We start from the raw sequence: 22794 nt of genomic DNA, 5'->3' as shown, positions 1-22794 counted from the left end.
CCCCGGCCGCGGGGGGCGCGTCGGCTGCCGGGTGGGTGGCTGGGTTGGGAGTGACCGCGCCTTCGGCGCGGGCCTCGCGGCACTCGGGGGGTAGGCGGGCGAGCGGACCTTTCGTAGGCGCGCGAAGTGGGGGTGGGTCGCGGAGTGCAGTTCGCGGGCTAAACGTCGTGGGCGGGCGAGCGGGCTGAGGTGGGGGCGGCGGGTGCAGTTCGCGGGCTTAACGTCGCGGGTGGGGCTGGGCGCGGAGTGCGTTTAGCGGGCTAAATGTCGTGGGGTCATATGCCGCCGGAGTTGACTTGGTAGTGGCCGAACTCGACGGGCGAGTAGGGCGGCAGCGCGGTGCAGTCGTTGCCGGGCTTGGGGTCTCCCCACGGTTGCCCGCCGTAGCCGATCCGGTTCGGCGCGGAGTTGCCGACGACGCTGAACCCGGCCCAGGTGCCCTCCATCCCCGGATCGCCGCGCACGATGTGGACGGTGCCGGTGACGGTCGCGTACCCGGCCGTCGCGAACACGCACTTCACAGTGCCCGCGTACTCGGCCTTGACGTGCCCGTCCGGCCCCGCGTGCCACACGTGGAACGTGCCGCGCGACTTCGCCCCGGCACCCCAGACGGCATGCGCGTCGAACGCGAACGTCAGCCGATCCCCCTGGAACGCCATCCCGCCGATCCCCACCACAGCCTGCCGAACCCCACCCTCGGCCCCGGCCACCCCCACACCCCCGGACAGCACAAGCACCGCCACTACTAATCCGGTAACCCACCTACACATCTCAGTCCCCCTTCACCAGGCAAGAAACCAATGGTGGAACGCACAGCCACCACCCACCTCCCGCCCAAAGGGGACCCGCCTCACCCACGAGAAGGACACAAACCGCGACGCCGAAGGCGAGCCTCAAACAGCCGCCGCGAGAAGAATGCTGATGTCACCGAACGGGAGCAGGCCGTCAAGAGGAGGAGCTCGCACCGTGGGGATGCGGGCTCGGCCCCCGCTGTGAAACGGAACCCTGCGAAGACGCGCCGGCGTCGAGCAGGGCATAAGGGGACCCCGCGCACCCGTCAGAGCCTGCTTATCCTTGCTGCCTTCCGGCCCTGGGGAGGTTCACAGGGTGGACGCCGCGCGGGGTCCGTGGACCAGTGTACTGACCCGGGTCGCGGTGTCACGCGCACGGTCGCCGGCCAGGCGACCGCGGCGGGCTGGCCTGCGTTTAGCGGGCTAACCGTCGTCGGCGGGCGAACTGGATCTCGGGGCTCGTGCGGGCGCATGGTGGGGACATGACGACCTCCCTTCCCGCCGCCGCGGACGTCGCGGCCGCCGCGACCGCGATTCGCCCGTACGTGCGCCGCACGCCGCTGATGCGCGTGACCGTCGACGGCCGCCCGCTCGTGCTCAAGCTCGAACACCTCCAGCTCGGCGGTTCGTTCAAGCTGCGGGGCGCGACGAACGCGCTGCTGTCGGGCGAGCGCCCCGGCCGGGTGGTGACGGCGTCCGGCGGCAACCACGGCCTCGGCGTGGCGACCGCGGCGCGGCTGCTCGGGATCCCTGCGACGGTGTACACGCCGCGCTCGGTGCCGGAGGCGAAGGCGCGCCGGATCATCGCCGCGGGGGCCGAGCTGATCAGGCACGGCGACACCTACGCCGAGGCGGCCGACGCGGCGCGGGCCGTGACCGGCGCCAGGTACCTGCCCGCCTACGACGACCCCGCGGTGATCGCCGGGCAGGGCACGGTGGCCGCGGAAGTCGTCGAAGAGGCGCCGGAGGTGGACGCCGTCGTGGTCGCCGCGGGCGGCGGCGGGCTCGCGGCGGGCACCGCGCTGGCGATCGGGGACCGGGCCTGCGTGGTGGCGGAACCGGAGCACTGCCGCTCCGTGCACGCCGCGCTCGAAGCGGGCGGGCCGGTCGACGTGCCGGTCGACTCCGTCGCCGCTTCCGCGCTGGGGGCGACCCGGATCGGGGAGGCGCCGTTCGCGGTGCTGAGCACGGCGCGGACGGTGCCGGTGCTGGTGCCGGACGCCGAGATCGTCGCGGCGAGGGACCGGTTGTGGGAGGACTTCCGCCTGGCCGTCGAACCCGCCGCGGCGGTACCGCTCGCGGCCTGGCTCGGCGGCCGGTTCGACGCCGAGCTGCCGTGCCTGGTGCTGTGCGGGGCGAACGCGGACTGGTCCCCGTCCTGACGACGTTTAGCCCGCTGACCGCACTCCGCCGAGACGTCCCGAAGGCGGCCTTTACCGGCGTCAGCTGAGCGGTTTCGCCAGGTCGTAGACGGTGCTGCTGCCGACCGTGGTGGCGCTGAAGTTGTCCGCGACCCAGGTCGCGATCTCGTTCGACCCGCCAGGACCGCCGCCGAAGCCGCCACGCCCGCCGGCGAGGTAGTAGCGGACCTTCCCGTCCGCGACGTACTGCTCGAACTCGGCGAGGGTCGGCGCGGGGTCGCGGCCGGTGAACCCGCCGATCGCCAGCACCGGCTTGCCGCTGCTCAGCGCGAGCCCGGCGGCTTCCTGCGCCCCGCCCGCCGCTGCCGCCCACTGAGTGTCCGTTGTGGACAGCAACGCGGTGACGGCGGTATCGGACCGCCCCTCGCCGGGCCCACCGCCGAAACCGCTCGAAATCGGCCCCGAAGTGGGGATCGATCCGGTGTGCGGGGTCGCGGCGGTGGCCACGGTGAAGCCGGCCGCCGCGATCAACCCTCCACAAAGGACACCGGCGAGCAGCAGCGGCGCGGCCTGCCGGACGCGGCCGCCGAACAGCAGCGCGAGCACGCCAAGAGCGGCCGCGGCGAGCACCACGTACTTCAGCCACGGCTGCCAGGTGCCGAACCTGGTCAGCAGCACGAAACCCCACACACCGGCCGACGCGAGCATGAGCGCGAGGCAGCTCCGCGCCGCGAAGTTCGCCCTGCCCCGCCACAGCTCCCGCCCGGAGATCGCGACGAGCGCGGCGATCGCGGGAGCCAGCGCCACCGCGTAGTACGGGTGGATGGTGCCGCCCATGTAGCTGAACACCAGCGCGGTGACGACGAGCCAGCCGCCCCACAGCAGCAGCGCGGCACGCGTGCGGTCGGTGCGCGGCGCCCGGCGCGTGAACCACAGCCCGGCGACGAGCCCGATCAGCGCGGCGGGCAGCAGCCAGGAGATCTCGGTGCCGAAGCTCTCGCCGAACATGCGGCCGAGCCCGGTTCCGCCGCCGAAGCCCGCGTTCCCGCCCATCGCGCCACCGGAACCACCGGGACCACCGCCGCCGCGGTTTCCTTCGCCGCCGAAGATGCGGCCCAAACCGTTGTACCCGAAGGCGAGTTCGAGTGCGCTGTTCGTTTCGGAGCCGCCGATGTAGGGCCGGTCCGCGGCAGGCCACAGCGCGACGGCCGCGATCCACCATCCCGCGGCCACCACGACCGCGCCCGCCGCGGCGAGCAGCTGCCAGATCCGGCGGCCGATCCCGGCCGGCGCGGCGATCAGGTACACCAGCGCGAAGGCGGGCAGCACGAGGAACGCCTGCAGCATCTTGGTGAGGAAGCCGAACCCGATCGCGCTCCCGGCGAGCAGCAGCCAGCCGGTGCTCGCCTTCTCGGTGGCGCGCACGGTGCAGTAGGCGCCCGCGACGAGCAGCAGCACGAGCAGCGCGTCCGGGTTGTCGAACCGGAACATCACCGCGGCCACCGGGGTCAACGCGAGCACGGTGCCCGCGAGCAGGCCCGCGGCGGGGCCGGAGTACCGCTTGACCGCCCCGTACAGCAGCGCGACGGAGCCGACGCCGGCGAGCGCGTTGGGCGCGAGCACGCTCCAGCTCGAAAACCCGAATACGCGGCCGGAAAGCCCCATCAGCCACAGCGACGCGGGCGGTTTGTCGACGGTGATGACGCCGCTCGGGTCGAGCGCGCCGAAGAACCACGCCTTCCAGCTTTGCGTGCCCGCCTGGACGGCCATCGCGTAGTAGCTGTTGCCGTAGCCGGAGGCACCGAGGTCCCACAGGTACAGCAGCGCGGTGCCGACGAGCAGCGCCGCGAGCGCGGGGCGGTGCCAGCGGGGCGCCGCCGGTGCGGACGCGGCGGGCCGGGCACTCGTCCTGGTGAGCGCGGGGGCGGTCATTTCACTTCCTCGGTTTTCTCGCGGAACACCCAGTTCCGCAGCAGCAGGAACCGCAGGACCGTGGCGAGCAGGTTGGCGAGCACCAGCACGATCAGCTCGGCGGCGGGGTGGGCGGTGACGAACGCGTGCAGCAGCGCGAGCGAACCGCTGGTGAGCGCGAGGCCGAAGCCGAACACGACGAGGCCTTCGAACTGGTGCTTGCCCGCGTCCTCGGATCCGCGCACGCCGAAGGTGAAGCGGCGGTTGACCGCCGTGTTGGCGACCGCGGTGACCAGCAGCGCGACGAAGTTCGCCGCCTGCGCGCCGATCCCGCCGCGCAGCAGCGCGAACAGCAGCAGGTAGGCCAGCGTGCTGGCGACGCCGACCGCGGCGAACCGGACGAGCTGGCGCACCAGGCTCGGCGGCACTCCCGGCGCACCGGCGTCGGGCGGGCGCCTGCCGAGCTGGCTGCGCACCTTCCCGATCGGCAGCGAACCGGTGACCAGCGCCCTGCTGAGCCTGGCGATGCCCTTGAGATCGGCGACCGCGGTGGCCGCGATGTCGACGCGGCTGTCCGGGTCGTCCACCCAGTCCACCGGCACCTCGTGGATCCGCAGGCCGGCGCGCTGCGCGAGCACGAGCAGTTCGGTGTCGAAGAACCACGCGGTGTCCTTGACCAGCGGCAGCAGCTCGGCGGCGACCTCCGCCCTGATCGCCTTGAAGCCGCACTGGGCGTCGGAGAAGCTGGCGGCCAGCGTGCCGCGCAGCAGCAGGTTGTAGCAGCGGGAGATGAACTCGCGTTTCGCGCCGCGGGTGACACGAGCGCCGCGGTGCAGCCTGGTGCCGATCGCGATGTCCGAATGCCCGGAGATGAGCGGCGCGACGAGCGGGAAGAGTGCCGCCAAATCTGTCGACAGGTCGACATCCATATAGGCGAGCACGGCGGCGTCCGATGCCGCCCAGACGGCGCGCAGCGCACGCCCGCGGCCCTTTTGGTCGAGGTGCGCCACCTTGACGCCGGGCAGCTCATCGGCGAGCGAGTTCGCGATTTCCAGCGTCGAATCGGTGCTCGCGTTGTCGGCGACGGTGATGCGGCACGGGTAGGGGAAGGTGCCGGCGAGGTAGGTGTGGACCCGGCACACGCAGCCTGCCAGGTCCGCCTCCTCGTTGTAGACCGGGATGACCACGTCCAGCACCGGCGTACCGGCTCGCGTGGTGAACACCGGCCGGGCTTCCGGTTTCGAGGTCTTGAAGGTCTTCGAGGTCTTGGAGGTCACCGTCATGCGTCCAAGATCGGGGCGGCCGTTGTGGTGGCCTTGTGCCCTCGCTGTGCACGACCTGTGACTCCGCGATCAGTCCAGCGCGGCGAGGATCTCCCGGTTGGCGGGGCGCTCGGCACCGGTGAGCCGCCGGAACTCGCGAGCGACGACGTCGTCGAGCACGGCCGCGAGGTGCGCGGCGTCATGCATCGCGCGGGCCCGCTGCCGGTACCGGTCGTGCGCGCCGCGGGCGACGATCGTGAGCACGGGGTCCAGCAGGCGGCGGCGCCCGAGGCCGATGACCTCGGCGACAGCGCGCGCCGGGTTCTCTTCGCCCCGGACGGGTGGGTACCCGCTGTCGTCGCGGCCCGCCAGGTCGGCGCCGCGGATGAGGTCGAGGTCGGCGGCGAGGACCCGCTCGCCGCGCGCGAGGGCGCGGTCCAGTTCCGCGACGTCCTCGCCCTCCCCGGCACCCGCGCGGTAGGCCCGGTCGAATCCGAGGTCCTCGGTGTGCTTGTCGACGAGTTCGACCGCCAGCCGCCGCGCTTCGGCACGGGCACGCGCGCCGGCCAGGGCCTCGGTCAGCGCGGGCGACTCCGCGAGACCGTCGAGCAGGATCGCCAGCTCCTCGGCGCGGGTACGGGCTCCTTCGCGGGCGCTGCTGCCGTCGAACGCGGCGACCAGGGTGTTCGCCTTCTCGGCGACCAGCACCAGGTCGCGCAGCTGGGAACGATTAGCCCGCGAAACGTCCTCAAGCACGCCCCGGATCATGCCACCGGGACCCCTCAGCCCCGATGCGGGCGTCGGAGGGGCTGGGGCCAGGCACCCGCCGGGGGCGGTGTCCCGGAGTGCGTTTAGCCCGCTAACTGCAGGCAGACGGCCCGGCGGCAGATCGCGCGGGCAGGGAGCGTTTAGCCCGCGAAACGTCGTCGAGCGGGCTCTGGGTCAGGGCGCCGGGAAGGTCACCGTGAACTCGGTGCGTCCCGGCTCGCTGCGCACGCCGACGGTGCCCCGGTGCGCGGCCACCACGGCCGCGACGATCGCGAGCCCCAGCCCGGTGCTGCCCGCGGCGCGCGATCTCGACGTGTCGCCCCTGGCGAACCGCTCGAACACGCCCGGCAGCACCTCGGTCGGGATGCCCGGCCCGTTGTCGGCCACCACGAGCACCACCGCGACGCCTTCGACGGACAGCGCGGTGGCGACCTCGGTCCCCGGCGGGGTGTGCGTGCGCGCGTTGTTCAGCAGGTTGATCAGCACCTGGTGGAGCTGGTCTCCGTCGCCGAGCACGGTGATCGGCTCCGCGGGCACGTCCAGCAGCCAGCGGTGGTCCGGCCCGGCCACGTGCGCGTCCGCGACGGCATCCGCCACCAGCCGCGAAAGATCGGTCGGCTCGTGCACGACGGCGCGGCCGGAATCCAGCCGCGCGAGCAGGAGCAGGTCCTCCACCAGGGTGGTCATCCGCGCCGACTCCGACTCCACCCTGCTCATCGCGAACGCGACGTCCGGCGGCACGGTTTCCGCGCTGCGCCGGGTGAGTTCGGCGTAGCCGCGGATCGCGGCGAGCGGGGTCCGCAGCTCGTGCGAGGCGTCCGCGACGAACTGGCGGACCCGGCTTTCGCTGGCCTGCCGCGCGTGCAGCGCGTTCGCGATGTGCCCGAGCATGCGGTTCAGCGCGAACCCGACCTTGCCGACCTCGGTACCGGGATCGGTGTCCACATCGGACACCCGGACCGGCAGGGCGACCTCGCCGCGGTCCAAGGGCAGCTCCGCCACGCGCGTGGCGGTGTCGGCGAGCCGGTCCAGCGGCCGCAGCGTGCGGCGCACCGTGAACGCGCCCGCCGCGCCGACCACCACCAGCCCGCCGAGCGCGACCCCGCCGAAGATCAGCCCGAGCTGCAGCAGCGTGCCCGACACGTCCTCCATCGGCAGGCCGATCAGCACCACGGTGCCGTCGGGCATCCGGTTCGCCACCACGCGGTACTCGCCGAGCGGGCCGAGGTCGACGTTCTGCTTGCGCCCGTCCGGCGGCACCGCGAGCAGTTTCGGCACCTCGCCGACCGGCACCTGCCGCGTCGGCCTCGCGTCGATGTGGTGCGGATCCGGCGCGAGCACCTCGGCCTGCACCGTCCCGTCCGTGCCCGCCTGCATCGCCAGTGTGCCGACGCCCTGCCCGAACACGCGCAACGCTGGCGGCGCGGGCTTCTGGCCGGGCCAGCCCGGCCGGATCTCCGGGGGCGGGCGGCGGCCGCGGTCGGTCGCCTGCGAAAGCCTGCTGTCGAGCTGGCCGATCAGGAACTCGCGCAGCGCGAACTCGGTCACCACGCCGACCACCAGGCAGACGATCGCGAGCAGGCCGGCGAGCTGCGCGATCAGCCTGCGCCGCAGCGACCACGGCCGCCTACGAGGCAGGCTTGAGGACATACCCGGCGCCCCGCATGGTGTGGATCATCGGCGCGCGGTCGGCGTCGATCTTCTTGCGCAGGTAGGAAATGTAGAGCTCGACGATGTTCGCCTGGCCGCCGAAGTCGTAGCTCCACACCCGGTCGAGGATCTGGGCCTTGCTGAGCACCCGCTTCGGGTTGCGCATGAGGTAGCGCAGCAGCTCGAACTCGGTCGCGGTCAACGGGATCAGCTCGTCACCGCGGTAGACCTCGCGGCTTTCCTCGTCGAGCGAAAGGTCGCCGACGACGAGCGTCGACCCCTGGCTGCCCGCCACCCCGTGCGCCCGGCGCAGCAGCGCGCGCAGGCGCAGCGCCACCTCCTCCAGGCTGAAGGGCTTGGTCACGTAGTCGTCGCCGCCCGCGGTCAGCCCGGCGATCCGGTCCTCCACGGCGTCCTTCGCGGTCAGGAACAGCACCGGCAGGTTCGGCGACTCGGCCCGCATCCGCCGCAGCACCTCGATCCCGCTGAAGTCCGGCAGCATCACGTCGAGCACCACCACGTCGGGACGGAACTCGCGCGCGACGCGCACCGCGTCGGCACCCGTGCCCGCGCTCCGGATGTCCCAGCCCTCCATGCGCAACGCCATCGACACCAGCTCGGCGAGCGTCGACTCGTCGTCGACGACCAGGACCCGCACCGCCGACCCGTCGGCGCGGCGGAGCGCGGCCGGATGACCGGGTGCTGCCGCGTTCATGCTGCTCATACTCCCATGGTCGGTGCGCGCGATAGGCCCTCGCTGTGCACCGCCTGTGCGTTTCCTGTGCGCTTTCACCCGCTTGTGCGAGCGCACAGCGCCGGCCCATCGACCGCACAGCGGGTTCACAGTGAGCTGCCTGACGCTGGTCGCATGAGCACCGAAGAGCCTGAAGGCACCACCTGGGGCGAACCCCGGCCCGCCCAGCCGAAGAACCGGACCGGCCGCAGGACCGCGGTCGCCGCGAGCGTCGCCGTCGTCATCGCCGCCGCGGGCGGGGTGGCGATCTGGGCGGGCACGAGCGCCGGCGGGCAGGAAGGCGGACGCGGCGGCTTCGGCGGCCCACCCGGGATGATGGGCGGCATGGCGGGCGGCGCGACCGCGCCGCGCGACGCGCTGCACGGCGACTTCGTCGTCTCCGACGGCAACGGCGGCTACACCACCGAACGCCTGCAGACCGGCCAGGTCACCGCGATCAGCGCCACCTCCATCACCACCGCCAGCAAGGACGGCTACACCCAGACCTACGCCATCGACACCACCACGAAGCGGGTCGACGACCCGAAGACGGGCGACACCGTCACCGTCGTCGCGAAGGTCTCCGGCAGCACGGCCACCGCGACCACGATCTCCGAAGGCACCCTGAGCACCGGCGGCGGCAGGCGCGGCCAAGGCGGTCAGCAGGGACAACCGGGTCAGCAGGGTCAGCAGGGTCAGCAGGGTCAGCAGCCGCCCGGTGGGCAGGCGCCGCCGGACGGCTCCGGTCAGCGCGGCGGACCGCCCGGCACGCCCTGAACCACGCGGAAATGCCGGCCGCGCCGCTACGCTTCCGGCATGACGGACTTCTCCGGCGAAGACCTCGGCGGCTCCGCGTTCGAGCGCGTGAACCTCTCCGGCGCCCGGTTCGAGAACGTGCGCGCGAACGGTGCCCGGTTCCGTTCCGTGGACCTCTCCGGCGCCAGCTTTCGCGGCGCGCACTTCGGCGGGGTGGTGATGAGCGGCGCCATACTGTCCAATGTGGACATTCGAGGGGAGATCGACGGCCTGCGGGTCAACGGCGTGGACGTCGGGCCGCTCATCGAGGCCGAGCTGGACCGCCGCCATCCCGAGCGGGCGAAGATGCGCCCCACCGATCCGGACGGCTTCCGGGAAGCGTGGGCCGTGCTGGAACGGCTCTGGTACGGCACCGTCGAACGGGCGCGCGGCCTCGATCCCGTGCTGCTGCACGAATCGGTGGGCGGCGAGTGGTCGTTCATCGAAACCCTGCGGCACCTGGTGTTCGTCACGGACGCCTGGGTGCGGCGCGCGATACTCGGTGACCCGGCACCGTGGGACGCACTCGGCCTGCCGTGGGACGAGGCACCCGAACTGCCCGGCGTGCCGTGGGACCGTTCCGCGCGGCCGTCGCTGGACACCGTGCTGGCGCTGCGCCGGGACCGGATGGCGACCGTGCGCGAGGTGATCGGCGGGCTGACCGAGCAGAGCCTGGCCGCCGACACCGAACCGGTCGAAGGCCCGGGGTGGCCGGAGCCGGGCAGCCATCCGGTGCGCGAATGCCTGCGGTGCGTCCTCAACGAGGAATGGGAGCACCGGCTCTACGCGGAGCGCGATCTCGACGCGCTGTTCGCCAGGCAGGGCTGACCGGAGCGGTGTGCCATTGTTGCCACGGGGTTCATGACCGGAGGAAACGGCGGCAGTGGTCGACATCAGCGGTTCGCTCGCGCGGCAGTCGTGGCTCGTCGCCGCCGTCTGCCTCGTCGCCGACCTCGGCACCTTCCTGATCCTCGGGCCGCCGCTGACGCGCTGGGACGCCCTCGTGGTCGTCGCGCTCGCGGTGGTCGCCGATCTCGCGCTCGCCGCGAGCGCCCGGCTCTCGTGGCTGGTCGCGTGCGGCCATGCCGCGCTCGCGGTGCTGGCGCCGCTGCTGCTGTGCGCCTGCACCGGCGGCGTCCGCGTGCCGAACAGCGCGGGCATCCTGGTCGCCGGCTACCGAGCAGGCGCGTGGCTCCGCACCCCGCGGGCACTGCTGACGCTGGCCGTGATGTTCGCCGGGCTCACCGCGTCGTACCTGCTCGGCGGCGGTCGCAACGCGCACGACTGGCGGCTGCTCACCGCGAACCTGCTCACCTCGGTCGCGCTGCCGTGGCTCGTCGGCCGCTACACGACCGCGCGCCGCGCGTACGTCGCCGAACTGGAAAAACAGGAGGAACGCAAGCGCCGCAACGAACGCGAGGCGGTGGAGCGCGCGGTCGCCGACGAGCGCAGCGCGATCGCACGGGACCTGCACGACGTCATCTCGCACCACGTGAGCGCGATCGGCCTGCACGCGGGCGCGGCGAGGATGGGCCTGCCCGAATCGGGGGGCGCGACGGTGCACCGGTCGCTGACCGCGGTCGAGTCGGCGAGCCGGTCGGCGATGGTGGACCTGCGACGGCTCCTGGACCTGCTGCACGGGCAGGAGGCGGGTCCCGGCCGCAGGCAGCCGGGGCTCGACAACCTCGACGAGCTGCTCGACGGCATGCGCGGTGCCGGGCTCGCGGTGCGGCTGACCACCGAAGGCAAGCCGTCGGCGGTGCCGGGTTCGCTCGACATCGCGCTGTACCGGATCGCGCAGGAGGCGCTCACCAACGCGCTGCGGCACGGCGAGCACGGCCAGGTGGAGCTGGTGCTGACCTACCGGCGGACCGAGGTGGCGCTGACCGTGACGAACCCGGCGAGCGCGACCGCGCGGCACGAGGAGCGCGCGCACCTCGGGCTCAGCGGGATCCGGCAGCGGGTGGCGCTGTTCGGCGGCACCGCGACCTACGGCATGCTCCCCGACGGCGCGCACTGGCAGGTGCGGGTCGCGTTCGGCATCGAACCCGCGGGAGGGCAGGAGTGACGATCCGGGTGCTGCTCGCCGACGACCACGCGATGTTCCGCTCCGGGATGCGCGCGGTGCTGGACACCCAGCCGGACCTCGACTGCGTCGCCGAAGTCGCCGACGGGCACGCGGCGGTCGCCGAGACACGGCGGCTCCGGCCCGACGTCGCCGTGCTGGACGTCCGCATGCCGAAGCTCGACGGGCTCGCCGCCACCGAGGCGATCCTTTCCTCGCCCGGCAACGAGACCAGGGTCCTCGTGCTCACCACGTACGACCTCGACGACTACGTCTACCGCGCGCTGCGGGCCGGTGCGAGCGGGTTCCTGCTCAAGAGCCTGCCGCCGGAGGAACTGCTGTCCGCGATCACGGTGGCCGCGCGCGGGGACGCGCTGATCGACCCGTCGGTGACGCGGCGGCTGGTCGCGCGCTTCACGAGCAGCATCGAACCGGTGCACGGCGCGCCGGAACTGGACCGGCTCACCTCGCGGGAACGGGAAGTGCTGCTGCTCATCGCCGACGCCCGCAGCAACGCCGAAATCGCGGCGGCCCTGCACGTCGGCGAGGAGACCGTGAAGACGCACGTGTCGCGCGTGCTGGCGAAACTGGGACTACGGGACCGGGTGCACGCCGTCGTCTACGCCTACCGGTACGGCCTCGTCGAACCCCCGCGCTGAGTGCGTTTAGCGGGCTAAACGCACTCGGCACCCCTCCCTGGCGCGGGCAGGTGGCGGCATGGTGCTGCCGATGCCCTGAAGGGAGCCTCGCGGCGTCAGATTCCCTCAAGGGCGCCTTCAGGGCAACACACTTCGGCATCTACAGGAGCGTCCCTCGGGCATGGCACTGGGCCGGGCGTCAGCACGGAACTGCACCACCACCCCGGCACGTTCCACGGTTCGGTCCTGGTTCGCGAAGCGGGTGTCACCAAGCGGATGACCGCCGATCCGCACGGGCCCCTGAGGCGCGCGCTCGGGGGCACCCCCTAGCCGCCATCCCCCGTACAGGGGATGAAAAATCCCCCCGCGCCGTGACGCTTCACGGCGTTGCACCTGGCTACCTTCGGTCACCATGAGCAGCGAGCGGCGAGGACCACGGGTGGCGTTCGCCGCCGTGGTGCTCGCCCTGCTCGCGGTGACCGGCGCGGCACCGGCTTCGGCCGACGGCGCGCCGGTCGGCGCCGATCTGCACATCGCGCAGACGCTCGGCGACCGCGAGCTGACCGTGGTGATCCGCCGCGCCGAGCCGGTTCCGGGCCCCTTGCGCGTCGAACTGGTGACGCACACCGGCACGCGGCCGGGCCCGGTCCTCGCGCGGACGTCCTTCGCGGGCGCGGTCACCAGCAGCGCGACCATCGCGCTCGGCGCCGCGCCCGGCCCGTACGACGGCACGCTGCGCGTCGACCGGCCCGGCCCGTGGGAACTGCTCCTCGACGACGGGGAGCAGGTCGCCCGCATCCCGTTCGTCGTGCCCGCACTGGTCACCTCGCCGTGGGAAAAGACGACCTACGGCGGGTTCGTGGCGGCCGGGGTGCTGCTGCTCGTCGCGCTCGGCGCCGCGGTGAAGCGGCCGCGGTTCGCGCTCGTGCCCGCCGCGGGCATGGTCGCCGCCGTCGCCGTCGCGGTCACCGCCGCGCTGCTGTCCGCTCAGATCACCCCGCCGCCCGCACCGGGCGCCGCGCTGGATCCGACCGAGGGCACCGTCGACGACCCGTTCGCCGTACCCCCACCGTCCATAGTGGACTTCTCGCGGCCGCCGGTGAACCTGCTCGCGCGCGCCGAAGGGCCGGGGAAGCTCCGCGCGGACCTCGTCGACGGGTCCACCGGCCGCCCCGTCGACGACCTGCTCGTGCACGACAACGCGTTGGTGCACCTCGTGCTCGTGTCCCCGGCAGGCCGGATGTGGCACCTGCACCCGGTCCGCACCGCACCAGGCTCCTACTCGGTTCGCCTCGACGCGCCGGAAACCGGTGACTACGCGGTTTCCGCCGAGCTGGCGCGCCGAGGCGGTGGTGTACAGCTCGCACGGACGAAGCTGAGCCTGACGGCCACCGCGCCGCCGTCGCCCGCACCCGCCGCACCGGGACCGGGACCGCGCCAGGTCGGCGGCATGCCCGTCGACCTGAAGACCACACCGCTCACCGCGGGCCGGACCGGCACCGTCACCGCGCGCTTCCCCGCCGCGGATCTGCAGCCGTGGCTGGGGATGCTGGGGCACCTCATCGTCGTCGGCCCGCTGCCGGACGGGGCGGAAACCGCGATCGGCGCGCCGGTGTGGGCGCACGCGCACGCGATGACCCCGGTCGTGCCCGGCGCGGTCGGCGGCCAGCCGGACGAGACCGTCGCCGCGTACGGGCCGGACGTGGCGTTCAGCTACACCTTCCCGCTGCCAGGGCGGTACCGGCTGTGGGTGCAGGCCGAGCGGGGCTACTCGGTGCTGACGGTGCCCGCCACGGTCGAAGTGGCGGCGGGGAACGGAGAAAGCCGGTGACGGAGACGCGGCGCAAACCCGTGGTGCTGATCGCGACGGTCGCCGTCGTCGTGGCCGGCGTGCTCGCGTGGCTCTGGTGGCCGTCGGGGGAAAGCGGTCCGACCGTGCTCGACGCGAGCACCGCGGGCCACACCGTCCGGCTCTCGATCGAGAGCCCGAAAGCGGGCGACAACACGGTTTCGCTCACCATCACCGACGCGCACGGGCGGGCGGCGCCGCTCGACGAAGTGACCGTCGAGCCGGTGATGCCGCAGATGGGGCACGCACTCGTGCCGGTGCCCGCGATCGCCACCGGCGACGGCGGGTTCCGCGCGGCGCCGACCGTGCTGCCGATGACCGGCCAGTGGGAGATCACCGTGACCATGCGCGGCGCGAGCGGCCAGGACCAGGTCGTCTTCCCGTTGCTCGTGCGGAACTAACGAGGGAGGAACTCCATGGACATGACCGCATCCGCCGCCATGGCGGTGCCGCGGGCCACCTCGGCGCGCGGCTGGCCGCCCGCGGTGACGCTGCTCGGCGGGACCATGCTTTCGCTGATCGGGCTCACCTGGGACGTGCAGTGGCACAGCGACGTCGGGCCCGACACGTTCTTCACGCTGCCGCACCTGTTCCTGTACGCGGGCAGCGCGGTCGCCGGGCTCACCAGCCTCGCCGTGGTACTGCTGACCACGGCGCGCCAGCGCGCCGGGCGCGAGATCGACCCGCACGTCGGCGGCAGGGTGGTCGGCGTGTTCGGGAAGACCTTCGCCGCACCCGTCGGCTACCTCGTCTCCGGTGTCGGCGCCGCGCTGTTCCTGAGCTACGGGCTGTGGGACCAGTGGTGGCACGGGCTGTACGGGTTCGACGCGGTGATCTCGTCGCCGCCGCACATCGGGCTGCTGCTGTCGGTGACGATCACCGTGATCGGCTCGATCATGGTCTTCGCGGCGGCGCGCGATCTGCGCTGGGGCCTGGCGGGCACGATCGGCGGGATCGGCGTGCTGCTCGCGTTCAGCGCGATCACCGTGCTGGGGCTGCAGGAACTCGAAGGCGGCGTCGTGAGCGCGACCGACGTCGGCGTCTCGTTCATGTCGGTGCTGCTGGTGCTCGTCGCGCGGGGGTTCTTCGGGAAACCGGGCGGCGCACTGCTCGCGGCGGCGGCGCTCGCCGTGCTGCAAGCGGTGTTCTGGTGGTTCTCGCCGTGGGCCGCGCACGCCTACGCCGACGCGGTCGGGCTGCCCATCCGCGACTACGTCAGCGGCGTGCCCGAGATGCCGTCGCTCATGCCGATGGCGCTCGTGGTGGTGGCGGCGCTGATCGAACTGGTGCTGCGGCGCGGAACGGCGCGCTGGCTGCCGATCGCCGCCGGTGCGCTCGGCGGGCTGCTGGTGTCGGGACTCCAGCCGTGGCAACGCGCCTGGCTGTACCCCTTTTCCCCCCGTCTCGACAGCGTCCTGGTCACCTGCGCGGTGGCGACCGTGCTCGGCGCGCTCGCCGGGCACCTCGGCTGGCGGTTCGGCGGGATGCTGCGGCTGCTCGCCCCGATTGGAGAGCGGAAATGAAGCTGCGCAAGGGTTTCGCGGTGATCACCGCGGTGGCGGGGCTGACCGTCGCGAGTGCTTCACCGGCGCTGGCGTACGAGCCGGTGAACATCGTGCACACCGAGCACGTGCGGGCGGGTCCGTACGTGCTGACCGTCGGGTTCAGCACCTGGCCGGTGCGGGCCGAGCAGTCGCTCGACTTCACCTTCATCCCCGACGGCGGGATCGAGGGCAAGTCCGGACTGGTCACCAAGGTCAACCCGAAGGGGGCGGTGAACCGCCCGCAGCCGCTCGTGCGGCACCCCCGCAAACTGGACGTGTGGGGCTGGGACATCAAGTCGCTGCCCAGCGACGGCGACTGGCAACTGCGGTTCCAGGTCGACGGCCCGGCCGGCCGCGGCACGGGTGCGCTGCCGGTGCTGCCGGTGCTCGAACAGCCCGGCCCGCCGATGGGGCTGAGCTGGGGCATCAGCACGATCCCGCTGCTCGCCCTGATCGCGTTCCTCGCCGTCGCCTGGCGCCGGACCCGCCCCGCCCTCAAGCCCGCCACCTGAGTCCGACCGGGTCGGCGGAGTGCGGTTCGCGGGCTAAACGCACTCCACCGACCCGGATTTCCCGGCGGGCCGGACACATGCCCCGAAGGACGCCCTCACGGCATCTGACGCCACATTTCCTGCCTTCGCGGCGCGCGAGCATGCCCAGGCCGATGCCCTGAAGGCGTCCTTCACGGCACCAGATTCCCTCAAGGCGCCCTTCGGGGCATCAGCGCGAGAGCACAGCAGGCACGACGAGCGGACAAGGCACGCGAAGGCCGCATTCGCGGCGTTGAGGTCCCTGAAGGACGCCTTCAGGGCATCCCCGCCCTCAAGCCCGCCACCTGAGTCCGACCGGGTCGGCAGAGTGCGGTTCGCGGGCTAAACGCACTCCACCGACCCGAATTTCCCGGCGGGCCGGGCACACGCCCTGAAGGACGCCCTCACGGCACCAGATTCCCCCAAGGCTCCCTTCAGGGCATCAGCGCGAGAGCACAGCAGGCACGCGACGAGCAGACAAGGCACGCGAAGGACGCATTCACGGCGTTGAAGACCCTGAAGGACGCCTTCAGGGCATCCCCGCCCTCAAGCCCGCCACCTGAGTCCGACCGGGTCGGCAGAGTGCGGTTCGCGGGCTAAACGCACTCCACCGACCCGAATTTCCCGGCGGGCCGGACACACGCCCCGAAGGACGCCCTCACGGCATCTGACGCCACATTTCCTGCCTTCGCGGCGCGCGAGCATGCCCAGGCCGATGCCCTGAAGGCGTCCTTCACGGCACCAGATTCCCTCAAGGCGCCCTTCAGGGCATCAGCGCGAGAGCACAGCAGGCACGCGACGAACGGACAAGGCACGCGAAGGCCGCATTCGCGGCGTTGAAGACCCTGAAGGACGCCTTCAGGGCATGGGGAAGCACCCCCAACGCCCTCACTCGACCCCTACCGGAGCGTGCGGCCGGGAACACGCATGCTGACCGGTCCCGGACCGTCAGGGGCGGACGAGGGTGGTGATGCCGCGCGCCTTCAGATGGGCGGCATCACCGGCGCGGCTTTCCAGCACCAGCGCCGCCCGCGTGCCCTTGCCCGCCAGCGCGAAGAACAGGTCCGTGCCCTTGCCCGGTGCCGCGTCCGGGACGACGATCCCGGTCGCGCGCGGTTCGGGGCGCGGTGGCGTGCGGTCGAACTCGGCGGCCAGTTCGCGCAGCGCCTTGCCCGCGGGCTTCAGCTTGCGGTCGTTCGTGTAGAGGCCGAGGTCGTACTCCAGCGGGTTCAGCTTCGGCACCAGCGTTTCCGACACGTCGTGCGAGCACCACCAGGTGAACCCAAGCAGGTGCGCGGAACTCGCCGCGTTCCGGATCGAGCGCTTCATCCACTCGCCGAGCAGTGGCCGGGTCGCGTCGGAGAAGTGCAGCGATGGCGCCGCGCCGTCCTCCTGCACCCAGCACGGCCGCCCCGGTTCGCCGTAGGCCTGCATGAGCTGGACGAGCCGCTCCGCGTTGTGCGTCGCGAGCGGGCCGAGCGGGTCGGTCTTCAGTATCAGCTTGAACGAGGTCCACGGGTGGATCGCGGTGATCGCGCCCGCGGTCGCGAGCGCCTTCCTCGTGAAGTACCTGTCGCCGGTGGCGTCCCACGGCGCCGAGTCGCACCCGACCGTGTTCGCCTTGCCCGGCGCGACCTCGCCCGCGGTCGCCGCGAGCACGGTGTACCAGTGGTCGGCCTGCGCCGGTGTCAGCTCGAACCCGGCGAAGGAGTCCCAGTAGTAGTACGGCTCGTTCGACAGGTCGAAGCCCATGAACCGCCGGTGCCGCCCGATCGCGCCCGCCAGTGCACGCAGGAACGCGTGCTGCGCCTCGAGCGCGGCGGGGTCGGTGAACCAGTTGACCGGCGCGGGTTTCGCCTGCAGCCAGTTCGGCGTCCAGTACCGCGCCGAGATGTGCCCGTTGAACACCGTCGGCTCGACGTCGAGACCCGCGTCGTCGGCGAGGTCGAGCAGCAGCGCGAGCCGGTCCAGCTTCTCCCTGCTGACCAGCCGTGGCTCCGGCTGGAACTCCGACCACAGCAGCATGATCCGGATGTGGTCGAGCCCGAGGCGCGCGATGTCGTCGAGGTCCCGGCGGATCTCGTCGGTGTGCCAGTCCTGCCAGTGGTGGAACCAGCGCGCCGACGGCGTGTAGTTGACGCCGAGGCGGAACCGGCGGCGCCGCCCGATCGCCGCCGGTTCCGCCGCCGCGGGCGTCGCCGCGTGTACCGCCGTCACCGCGGCGGCGCCCAGCATCGTGCTCCCGAGGAACGCCCGCCTGCCGACACCGGTCTCCGTCACTCGATCGCGCTCACCCATGGCTCACAGGTAACACGGATCACATCGGCGCGGGAGGACCCGCCGGAAACCTGTCCGATCCGGTCATCCGTTCGGCGGGTGCCGCCGGTGACGCGCGCCTCAGGCGGCGGGCAGGTCGAACTGGCCCGCCTTCACCGCGGTGAGGAAGGCCTCCCACTCGCCGGTGCCGAAGACGAACACCGGGCTCTCGGCGAGCTTCGTGTCCCGCACCCCGACCAGGCCGGACACCCCGAGGTGAACTTCGACACAGTTGCCGCCGTTTGGCTCACTCGCATACGACTTTTCCCACCCGGCGTCGTCGAAGAGTGCTACTGCGGTCCCCGGGTCGTAATCCGCCGTGGCGAGATAATCCGACATCTGATCCAACCTCCGTGCCTAGTTCAGAACCGGCTTGTGACGTGCGCAAACGAGCTGGCTCCCGCAATCTGTTGGGTCATACGGCGTCTGCGAAAGGTCCGTCCGAGTGACCCCAGTGTTGATCACTCGACACCAAGATTATTCCAGTAGTAGGATTAATCCCAGCGGCTGGGGTCAAGCGGTAAGGGAATAGCCACCCGTACCACCAGTACGGTGACACTTGCCTCCGGTCGCGGGCCTCGAAAGTCCGTGGCAGCCCCCTGGGGAGGATCGATGGTGACCATGCGGGATACCACCGCGGTGCGACCGGGGACGGGGTGCGCGCCCCGCCCTCCGGCACGCGACACCGCGCCTGCCCCGTTCATGGTCGTCGGGCGGGTCAACGGGCACGAGGTCGCCGCCGGGGTGCCCACCCCGGCCGCCGCGATGCGCCGCATGCTCGACTGGCTGACCCTCGACGACGACGCCAGCGCGGTCTGGTACCTGCGGGAGGACTGGCCGGAACCGGTCACCGTGATCGCCAGGATGGCCCACGGCGCGGTCGGCGAGACCCGCCGCACCGCGCACCTGTTCCAGCTCCAGCCAGGCGACGTGCAGTGCGGCCCGATGAGCGCGCGCTGCGGCGCCGAGCTCTGTCCGTCCGAAGTGGAGTGGCTCCGGCTCGGCGCGGGAATGCCGTGCGAACAGTGCCTCGCCGCCGCGGGCAACGCGAGGCGCGCGCTGGAAGCCGTGGCCGGATGACCGTCCGCATCTCGACCGCGGACGACCGCGAGCCCGGCGGACCGGACGGCCAGGAGGCACCGGAGGACGCCAGGCGGTGGACCGTCGTGCCGGGATCGTTCAGCACACCGCGGCACGCCTGGCTCGATCACGTCGGCACCGGTGAGGAAGCAAGGCCCGCCGGGGCCACGCCCGAGCCCGCGCCATGGGTGTTCCTGGCGGTGAAGGACTTCATCGAGGCGGGCACCCCTGCCCAGCCGACGAACCGCTAGACGATCATCTTCTTGCGGTAGTCGTCGGCGAGCGAGGCGAGGAACTCCCTGCTGTCCTGGCGTTCCAGCGCGGCACCGCGCAGCCTGTCCCACGAGTCGACGAAGAGCTGGAAGTCCTTCGGCTCGTCGAGGTAGTGGCCGCCCGCCGAGTGTTCGATGTAGACGAAGTCGCGGGTGCGGTCGGCGAACCGCATGATGGTGAAGTCGTTCGGCACCGAGGCGAGCCGCGCGTCGAACGGCAGGATGTGCACGTACACCCTGGCGCGCTTGTCGAGTTCGAGCAGGTGCTCCACCTGGTCGAGCATCACCGCGGGCGCGCCGCCGCCCGGTGCGCGGCGCAACGCGGCCTCGCTGAGGATGAACCGGTAGTACGGCGGCTGCTGCTGGTCGAACACGGCCTTGCGATCGAGGCGGTTGCGCACCAGCGAGGTCACGTCCGTGGCGCCCGCTTCGGTGAACTGCTTGAGCATGTAGTGCTCGGACTGCAGCGGGCCGGGGATCCGCTCGCCGTGCCACGTCATGATTTCGGCGGCAGCGGGCTCGAGATCGGTGAAGGTGCGAAACCAGTGCGGCACCACCGCGCGGTAGCCCGACCAGTGCCCGCGCTGCCCGGCGGCGGCACGCGCCAGCTCCAGCAGCGTCTCGGACTCCTCGCCGTTGACACCGAAGGCTTCGAGCATGGCGCGGACGTCGCCGAGCTTGACACCGACCGAGCCGGACTCGATCTTGTTGACCTTGCCCTGGGTGCAGCCGAGGACGTCGGCCACCTGCTGCTGGGTCATGCCCGCCGCGGCCCGCGCGTGCCGCAACTCGTTGCCGAGCTGCTTGCGACGTGAGGTGACGGTGCTCGCCATTCAGCGCACCCCCGGGGTACTCACTGCTGCCTCCAAGTCCGAACGAGCCCCTGACTCTAACTTCTCACGGAGGGGAGCGCGACGATGACACCGAGCAGCGTTGCAGGTAACTGATCAAAACGCCAGTAGGAGACGTCCGCGGGATGGATCGCCACGGCGGCGCGCGCCTCGCGCGGGATAGTCTGCGAGGGAATCAAGACACCGGGAAGGCAGTGCTATCCATGAGCAAGAAGGCGAGCATCGGGGTCACGGGGCTTGCGGTGATGGGCAGGAACCTCGCGCGCAATCTGGCGCGGCACGGGCACACCGTGGCACTGCACAACCGCTCGGAGCAACGGACCCGCGATCTGGTCGAGCAGTTCGGCGACGAGGGCGAGTTCATCCCGGCGTACTCCGCGCGGGAGTTCGTCGACGCGCTCGAACGCCCACGCCAGGTGGTGATCATGGTCAAGGCAGGCAGGCCGACCGACGCCGTGATCGAGGAGTTCGCGCCGCTGCTCGAACCCGGTGACGTGATCGTCGACGCGGGCAACGCGCACTTCGCGGACACGCGGCGCCGCGAAGCCGCGCTGCGGGAGCAAGGTCTGCACTTCGTCGGCACCGGGGTTTCCGGTGGCGAGGAAGGCGCGCTGCACGGGCCGAGCATCATGCCCGGCGGGTCCAAGGAGTCCTACGAGTCACTCGGCCCGCTCTTCGAGGACATTTCGGCGAAGGTCGACGGCGAGCCGTGCTGCACGCACGTCGGCGCCGACGGTGCCGGGCACTTCGTGAAGATGGTGCACAACGGCATCGAGTACGCCGACATGCAGCTCATCGCGGAGTCGTTCGACCTGCTGCGCGGCGCCGCCGGGTACGAGCCGGCGCAGATCGCGGAGGTGTTCCGGAACTGGAACACCGGCAGGCTCGACTCCTACCTGATCGAGATCACCTCGCAGGTCCTCGCGCACACCGACGCCGGGACCGGCAAGCCGTTCGTCGACATCGTGACCGACCAGGCGGAGCAGAAGGGCACCGGCCGCTGGACCGTCCAGATCGGACTGGACCTCGGCGTCCCGATCTCCGGGATCGCCGAAGCGGTGTTCTCGCGCTCGCTGTCCGGTTCGGCCGATCTGCGCGAGGCCGCCCGCGGCCTCGGCGGGCCCGCTCGAACGCCACTGTCGCCGCTGTCGGGCAGCGAGGCGTCCGCCTTCGCCGACGATGTCGAGCAGGCGCTGTACGCGTCGAAGGTGGTGGCCTACGCGCAGGGCTTCAACCAGATCCAGGCGGGCGCGACCGAATACGGCTGGGACATCGATCTCGGCAAGGTCGCCTCGATCTGGCGCGGCGGCTGCATCATCAGGGCGAAGTTCCTCAACGACATCACCGCGGCCTACGCCGACGAGCCGGGCCTGCCGACGCTGCTCACCTCGGGTGGCTTCCGCAAGGCCGTCGAGGACGCGCAGGACTCGTGGCGCTCGGTGATCGCCACCGCCGTGCGGCTCGGCATCCCGACCCCCGGCTTCTCCACCGCGCTCGCCTACTACGACGGCCTGCGCGCGGAACGGCTCCCGGCGGCACTGGTGCAGGGGCAGCGCGACTACTTCGGCGCGCACACCTACCGCAGGGTGGACAAGGGCGGCTCGTTCCACACCGCGTGGGCGACCGACGACCGCGCGGAGAGCACGGCCTGAGGTCTTCCCGCCCGCTCCCGGATTCCGGCTCCCTGTTGGGTCGGTCCGGGAGCGGGCGGGCGTGATGTGACCCGCCGCCGGTCGAGGGTGCGCTGATGTCCGGAAAGGACAGTCGCGGGCTTGCTCGGTGGCGAGGGGTTCCCTTGGGGCGTCCAGGTCCCTGAAGGTGACCTTCGGGGCATGGCATCGTGCTGGCCGCGCGGGAGCGAAGGGTTCCCTTCGGACATCCGAATCCCCGAAGGTCACCGTGATGATGGGTGCGCATCGATTCCAGTGCCGGGTGGCCGGAGCGGGCCGGGCCCGTCGGAGGCTGGCCGCAAATTCCCGGAAGGGCGCCTTCGGGGAATCTGACGCCGCGATCTCGCCCCTCACCGCGCACGGCATAGCGACGCTGATGCCCTGAAGGGCACCTTCGCGGCATCAGATTCCCTCAAGGGCCCCCTCAGGGCATGAACGACCCCGGGCGCACCCCTGCGAAGGTGGGAAAAGTGGCGTCAGAGTCCCCGAAGGCGACCCTCAAGGCATAGCGCCGCGCCCGCCCCGCCAAACGAAGGGTTCCCTTCGGACAACCGAATCCCCGAAGGTCACCGCGATGATGGGTGCGCATCGATTCCAGTGCCGGGTGGCCGGAGCGGGCCGGGCCCGTCGGAGGCTGGCCGCAAATTCCCGGAAGGGCGCCTTCGGGGAATCTGACGCCGCGATCTCGCCCCTCACCGCGCACGGCAT

At 71.9% G+C, this 22794-nt stretch carries 21 protein-coding genes and 1 other RNA gene; 12 read left to right on the top strand and 10 right to left on the bottom strand.

Annotated features, from left to right (window positions below):
• Nucleotides 1-275: 275 nt before the first annotated feature.
• Entirely contained in the window at nucleotides 276-710 is a 435-nt protein-coding gene (locus ABD256_RS36175; protein ID WP_344429449.1) for a hypothetical protein, read from the bottom strand.
• A 325-nt stretch (nucleotides 711-1035) separates the two neighbouring features.
• An RNA gene (gene ffs / locus ABD256_RS36170) (signal recognition particle sRNA small type) lies at nucleotides 1036-1130 on the bottom strand.
• Nucleotides 1131-1273: 143 nt separating this feature from the next.
• Between ffs and ABD256_RS36165 the strand changes: the two genes are divergently transcribed.
• On the top strand, nucleotides 1274-2173 hold the full coding sequence (locus ABD256_RS36165) for a serine/threonine dehydratase (RefSeq protein WP_344429447.1): 900 nt from the start codon (nucleotides 1274-1276) through the stop codon (nucleotides 2171-2173).
• A gap of 60 nt (nucleotides 2174-2233) precedes the next feature.
• Here the strand turns inward: ABD256_RS36165 and ABD256_RS36160 are convergent, their stop codons facing one another.
• The 5 genes from ABD256_RS36160 to ABD256_RS36140 form a co-directional block, all read right to left on the bottom strand.
• Nucleotides 2234-4084, bottom strand: a complete 1851-nt coding sequence (locus tag ABD256_RS36160; RefSeq protein ID WP_344429445.1) for an ArnT family glycosyltransferase — start codon at nucleotides 4082-4084, stop codon at nucleotides 2234-2236.
• Entirely contained in the window at nucleotides 4081-5346 is a 1266-nt protein-coding gene (locus tag ABD256_RS36155; protein ID WP_344429443.1) for a bifunctional glycosyltransferase family 2/GtrA family protein, read from the bottom strand. Before ABD256_RS36155 ends, ABD256_RS36160 begins: the two co-directional genes overlap by 4 nt.
• 69 nt (nucleotides 5347-5415) lie before the next feature.
• The gene (locus ABD256_RS36150; RefSeq protein WP_344429441.1) at nucleotides 5416-6081 is read right to left on the bottom strand and encodes a hypothetical protein; all 666 of its coding nucleotides are present in this window, start codon (nucleotides 6079-6081) and stop codon (nucleotides 5416-5418) included.
• 186 nt (nucleotides 6082-6267) lie between these two features.
• The gene (locus ABD256_RS36145) at nucleotides 6268-7743 is read right to left on the bottom strand and encodes a sensor histidine kinase (protein WP_344429439.1); all 1476 of its coding nucleotides are present in this window, start codon (nucleotides 7741-7743) and stop codon (nucleotides 6268-6270) included.
• Entirely contained in the window at nucleotides 7721-8467 is a 747-nt protein-coding gene (locus tag ABD256_RS36140) for a response regulator transcription factor (RefSeq protein ID WP_344429437.1), read from the bottom strand. The genes ABD256_RS36145 and ABD256_RS36140 overlap by 23 nt, the downstream gene beginning before the upstream one ends.
• A 144-nt stretch (nucleotides 8468-8611) precedes the next feature.
• On the opposite strand from ABD256_RS36140, the gene ABD256_RS36135 reads away from it, so the two are divergent.
• The 8 genes from ABD256_RS36135 to ABD256_RS36100 all read left to right on the top strand — a co-directional run bounded on the left by ABD256_RS36135 (nucleotide 8612) and on the right by ABD256_RS36100 (nucleotide 15879).
• Nucleotides 8612-9253 (top strand): hypothetical protein, encoded by a 642-nt coding sequence (locus tag ABD256_RS36135; RefSeq protein ID WP_344429435.1) that lies wholly within the window; start codon nucleotides 8612-8614, stop codon nucleotides 9251-9253.
• 39 nt (nucleotides 9254-9292) lie between these two features.
• Nucleotides 9293-10099, top strand: a complete 807-nt coding sequence (locus ABD256_RS36130) for a DinB family protein (protein WP_344429433.1) — start codon at nucleotides 9293-9295, stop codon at nucleotides 10097-10099.
• Nucleotides 10100-10154: 55 nt separating this feature from the next.
• Entirely contained in the window at nucleotides 10155-11339 is a 1185-nt protein-coding gene (locus ABD256_RS36125; RefSeq protein ID WP_344429431.1) for a sensor histidine kinase, read from the top strand.
• A complete protein-coding gene (locus tag ABD256_RS36120; RefSeq protein ID WP_344429429.1) occupies nucleotides 11336-11995 on the top strand; it encodes a response regulator in 660 nt (219 codons plus the stop codon). The genes ABD256_RS36125 and ABD256_RS36120 overlap by 4 nt, the downstream gene beginning before the upstream one ends.
• Nucleotides 11996-12386: 391 nt before the next feature.
• Nucleotides 12387-13805 carry a hypothetical protein gene (locus ABD256_RS36115; RefSeq protein WP_344429428.1) on the top strand — a complete coding sequence of 473 codons (1419 nt, stop codon included), beginning with the start codon at nucleotides 12387-12389 and terminating at the stop codon, nucleotides 13803-13805.
• Nucleotides 13802-14224 (top strand): FixH family protein, encoded by a 423-nt coding sequence (locus tag ABD256_RS36110; RefSeq protein ID WP_344429426.1) that lies wholly within the window; start codon nucleotides 13802-13804, stop codon nucleotides 14222-14224. Before ABD256_RS36115 ends, ABD256_RS36110 begins: the two co-directional genes overlap by 4 nt.
• A gap of 15 nt (nucleotides 14225-14239) precedes the next feature.
• Entirely contained in the window at nucleotides 14240-15346 is a 1107-nt protein-coding gene (locus ABD256_RS36105; protein ID WP_344429424.1) for a hypothetical protein, read from the top strand.
• Nucleotides 15343-15879, top strand: coding sequence for a hypothetical protein (locus tag ABD256_RS36100; RefSeq protein WP_344429422.1), 537 nt, complete (start codon nucleotides 15343-15345; stop codon nucleotides 15877-15879). Before ABD256_RS36105 ends, ABD256_RS36100 begins: the two co-directional genes overlap by 4 nt.
• A gap of 966 nt (nucleotides 15880-16845) precedes the next feature.
• Here the strand turns inward: ABD256_RS36100 and ABD256_RS36095 are convergent.
• The gene (locus tag ABD256_RS36095) at nucleotides 16846-18195 is read right to left on the bottom strand and encodes a glycoside hydrolase 5 family protein (protein WP_344429420.1); all 1350 of its coding nucleotides are present in this window, start codon (nucleotides 18193-18195) and stop codon (nucleotides 16846-16848) included.
• A gap of 99 nt (nucleotides 18196-18294) precedes the next feature.
• The gene (locus ABD256_RS36090; RefSeq protein ID WP_344429418.1) at nucleotides 18295-18552 is read right to left on the bottom strand and encodes a DUF397 domain-containing protein; all 258 of its coding nucleotides are present in this window, start codon (nucleotides 18550-18552) and stop codon (nucleotides 18295-18297) included.
• Nucleotides 18553-18834: 282 nt separating this feature from the next.
• Here ABD256_RS36090 and ABD256_RS36085 point away from each other — a divergent pair, with 282 nt between their 5' ends.
• Together ABD256_RS36085 and ABD256_RS36080 are read left to right on the top strand one after the other, a co-directional pair.
• Complete coding sequence (locus ABD256_RS36085; protein WP_344429460.1) at nucleotides 18835-19293, top strand: hypothetical protein; 459 nt, start codon at nucleotides 18835-18837, stop codon at nucleotides 19291-19293.
• On the top strand, nucleotides 19290-19544 hold the full coding sequence (locus ABD256_RS36080) for a hypothetical protein (protein ID WP_344429416.1): 255 nt from the start codon (nucleotides 19290-19292) through the stop codon (nucleotides 19542-19544). The genes ABD256_RS36085 and ABD256_RS36080 overlap by 4 nt, the downstream gene beginning before the upstream one ends.
• On the opposite strand, the gene ABD256_RS36075 is transcribed toward ABD256_RS36080, so the two are convergent.
• Nucleotides 19541-20398, bottom strand: coding sequence for a helix-turn-helix domain-containing protein (locus ABD256_RS36075; RefSeq protein ID WP_344429414.1), 858 nt, complete (start codon nucleotides 20396-20398; stop codon nucleotides 19541-19543). The genes ABD256_RS36080 and ABD256_RS36075 overlap by 4 nt on opposite strands.
• A 221-nt stretch (nucleotides 20399-20619) precedes the next feature.
• Here ABD256_RS36075 and gndA point away from each other — a divergent pair, with 221 nt between their 5' ends.
• The gene (gene gndA, locus ABD256_RS36070; protein WP_344429412.1) at nucleotides 20620-22068 is read left to right on the top strand and encodes an NADP-dependent phosphogluconate dehydrogenase; all 1449 of its coding nucleotides are present in this window, start codon (nucleotides 20620-20622) and stop codon (nucleotides 22066-22068) included.
• Nucleotides 22069-22794: the final 726 nt, after the last annotated feature.

This window comes from Amycolatopsis minnesotensis (assembly GCF_039529815.1).
GTDB classification, from domain to species: domain Bacteria; phylum Actinomycetota; class Actinomycetes; order Mycobacteriales; family Pseudonocardiaceae; genus Amycolatopsis; species Amycolatopsis minnesotensis.
The sequence above is the reverse complement of the archived record's forward strand: the minus strand, read 5'-3'. Positions and strand labels throughout refer to the sequence as shown.